The 3,475-nt window shown below is 50.2% G+C and carries 3 protein-coding genes; 2 read left to right on the forward strand and 1 reads right to left on the reverse strand.

Going from position 1 to position 3,475, the window contains the following annotated elements; genetic code table 11:
- A partial coding sequence (locus RMO84_RS14185) for an efflux RND transporter periplasmic adaptor subunit (RefSeq protein ID WP_310489099.1) occupies positions 1-998 on the reverse strand: 998 nt, incomplete at its 3' end.
- Positions 999-1,774: 776 nt separating this feature from the next.
- Here RMO84_RS14185 and RMO84_RS14190 point away from each other — a divergent pair.
- Together RMO84_RS14190 and RMO84_RS14195 are read left to right on the forward strand one after the other, a co-directional pair.
- Positions 1,775-2,563 carry a tryptophan-rich sensory protein gene (locus RMO84_RS14190; RefSeq protein ID WP_310489100.1) on the forward strand — a complete coding sequence of 263 codons (789 nt, stop codon included), beginning with the start codon at positions 1,775-1,777 and terminating at the stop codon, positions 2,561-2,563.
- A 61-nt stretch (positions 2,564-2,624) separates the two neighbouring features.
- On the forward strand, positions 2,625-3,475 hold an 851-nt coding region (locus RMO84_RS14195; protein ID WP_310489101.1), incomplete at its 3' end, for a carbohydrate ABC transporter permease.

Below are 3,475 nucleotides of genomic sequence, written 5' to 3' on the forward strand. Positions count from 1 at the left end.
CCGCTGCCGACTTTGCCGGTGGGATTGGGGATCGTCATTTCGATCGGTAGCAGCCGCGAGGTGGGATTGGCAGCTGGCGAGATCCGCGTCACTTGAGCCGTAAATTGCTGTTGGGGAAAAGCATCCAGCTTGACTGTCGCCGTGCCACCCAACCGCACCTTCGCTAAATCTAGTTCGGAAACTTGGACGGTAACTTTGGCTTGACTAAAATCACCCAGCCGGAGGAGTTCGTTACCGATTTGGACGAGATTGCCGCGTTCGGTCGATCGATTCAGAACCGAGCCAGAGATTGGTGATGTCAGTACCGCATACGATCGCCGCCGTTGCTGTTGGGCGAGGATGGCTTGTTGGGCAACGATCCGACCGTTAGCTACCACGATCGCCTGCTGCTCGGAACGTACCTTTTGTTGCGCCGATCGCAATACCTGAGCGGCGGTGCTGGCTTGAGTGCGAGATTGCTGGGCTTGCTGCTGAGAGACTGCACCCGATCTCCCCAGTCGCTCGTAGCGGGTGGCATCAAATTCGGCCTGTTGCAGTTGCAGCCGCGCTTGTTCTACCTGGGTTCTGGCATCGCTGACTTGGGTTTGGAGCTTACTAATTTCTGTCCGCCTAGAAGCTAATTCGGCTTCGGCTTCTGCCGCCTGGGCACTCAAAATCGTATCGTCGATTTGTGCCAATACTTGCCCCTTCTTGACGCGATCGCCCACATCCACATTCAATGCGCGCAATTGACCTTCCACTTGAGCGCGAATCGCCACCTCCTGAACGGGTTGAGTCGTTCCGGTATATTCCCGCACCGCCGTCAGGGGCGCGACCGATGCAACCGCCACATCGACTGCTGTCGCTTGAGCCGATCGTCCATTACCCGGACGCGTTCGCGCCTCGGCCTCATCCCTGGGCGCACTGCAACTCGCTAGACACATTGCCACCAAAGCAAACGCGCCCGATCTCACTATCCACACTCGCTCAAATCTTTCGATCTGCTGTCTGACGCTCATCTCTTTTAGAAACGCAACCGCTCGTGCGCAGCTAAGGTTTGGCGATCGCCTCAAACGACAAGCGATCGTGCCTATTGACTATAGACATTAGGCGCGGCTTTATTTATCTATCGATCGAAATATCTTTTCACTTAATTGTCACCTGTTGCTAACTTTATCCCGATGTGAATTGAGAATTAGTCAAACAGGTCGATGTCGAGAGCGTAAAACAACTCGCGATCGCCAAGTTCAATCGAAAGATAGAGCCGATCTTGAATCGCTTGTGTCAAAATTTAGACTTAGAGCAGCTAAAGCAATCGAATAGCAAGGAAAAGACACGCTCGTAGAAATCGCCAAAATGCGCTGTTAAGTAATTCGCACCTAAAATTTCAGCTACTGCAAAATAGTTCGCACAGATTGTCGATCGGCCTGAGTATTAACCCCGAATATGTAACTGGTAAGTAGCTGGACATAATTAAAGTAACAATGACGAAATCGCCCTCACCCCGCCCTCGCCTGCGGCTCTGGCTCCCCTCCCCCAAGCTTGGGGGTTACGGTGTATACACATCTCTAGTTAGAAGCGATATTGGTGAGAATCCCCCTAAATCCCCCTTAAAAAGGGGGACTTTGACCGGATCTTAGCCCCCTTTTTTAAGGGGGTTTGGGGGATTCAGATCTAAAAGCGAAGTCTAGCCGACTTGTGTGTACACGGTAGAGCTTGGGGGAGGGGCTGGGGGTGAGGGCAAAAAGCTGGCATTTTACATTTAATTTCGCCTAATCATCTAGAAATAAAAGTTATGAAGTCTTCTAGCAAACATTTCGAGCCAGATTTAATCAGACAACTCATTACGGCTGTGTCGATCCTCCTGAGTATTGTGGTTAATACGATTTCCAATATCTGGCCGCCCAATGGTATTAATATCGGCCAAATTTCTAATACCTTATTTGCCGACGTGCGCGTAACGCCAGCTAACTATGCCTTTGGGATTTGGGGGGTAATTTATCTAGGACTGATCGCGCTGGGTATTTTTCAATTTCAATCTACCGAACGCTACAATCCCCGCTTGCAAAAGTGCGGTTATCTGTTGTCGATCGCCTGTGTGTGTCAATGTGCATGGATTTATCTGTTTTTGGCAGGACAGTTTCCGTTATCCGTCATTGCCATGTTAGGCATCTTACTATCCTTAATTGGCATGCATCAACGCTTGGGCATCGGGCGGGAACGGGTTTCCCAGCAAGAACGCTGGATGGTGCGCATCCCCATTAGTATCTACCTGAGCTGGATTTCGGTAGCGACGATCGTTAATATTGCCAGCACGCTCTACAGCATCAACGGCAACAACTGGTTGCTTAGTCCCAACCTGTGGACGGTCATCATGATGGCGGTTAGTGCGGCGATCGCGGCAATTGCCCTCGTCCACCGTCAAGATCCGGCTTACCTTATCGTTACGATCTGGACGCTGATTGCGATCGCCATTCGGCAAATTAACGAACCCCTCATCGTCGTCGGTGGCATCGTGATGGCGATCTCCTTGGTGCTACTGAGTCTCAATTCGCGCGCTACATCCTTTAGTCCAGTCCGTTAGCTCCAGCAGCCATTACCTACAAGTTGTGCTAGCGTAGAAGCGACGATTAATCAATCAACTCATGGACGCTCGCACCCGATTGGAGCCAGTTAGCCCTAGCTCGCCGCCACAAAACCGAGCTGGGGTAAATTTAATTGGTAGCTACATCTTAGCGATCGGGCTGGCATTATTATTCATCGCCCCGATCGCGTTTATGTTCGTCGCTAGCCTTAAACCCGACGAATTAGTTCTATCTCAAGCCGGATCTTGGCAAGGTTTTATCCCTGTCCCAGCTTCGCTCCAAAACTATCAAGATGTCTTCGATCGCGTCAACTTTAGTCGGTTTTTTCTAAATTCGATCTTCATTACTAGCATGGTAGTTTTAGCGGGATTATTCGTTAATTCGCTCGCTGGTTATGCGTTGGCACGGTTACGATGGCGGGGACGCGCGACCATATTATTAGTAGTATTAGCATTGATGATTATTCCGTTTGAAGCGATCGCCGTACCGTTATTTTTTCAGGTTACGTTGTTAGGTTGGCGCAATACTTATCTGGCTCAAATTTTACCTTTTGTCGCCAATTCCTTCTCGATTTATTTGTTTTATACTTTCTTTGTCGGTTTGCCCAAAGAACTTGAAGAAGCCGCGCGCATCGATGGTGCGAGTACCATCCGCACCTACTTTGAAATCATCGTGCCGATTTCTAAACCCGTCTTTGCCACCGTAGCAATTCTGACTTTTCTGACTCAGTGGGGATCGTTTCTGTGGCCGCTAATGGTGACGATCGATGAAAGCGTCCGCCCCTTACCTGTCGCGATCGCGGCTTTCCAAACCTTACCGCCGATTCAATGGGGCGATCTGATGAGTTTTGGGGTGATGATGGTCGCGCCAATGTTGCTGGTGTTCTTGCTCTTTCAGAAGTGGTTTGTGGC

The organism is Chamaesiphon sp. VAR_69_metabat_338 (assembly GCF_031423935.1).
GTDB lineage: Bacteria > Cyanobacteriota > Cyanobacteriia > Cyanobacteriales > Chamaesiphonaceae > Chamaesiphon.

Bases quoted from the DNA above. Each gene is read 5' to 3' on its own strand.
- RMO84_RS14190 (WP_310489100.1), top strand. From the start codon at position 1,775: ATGAAGTCTTCTAGCAAACATTTCGAGCCAGATTTAATCAGACAACTC.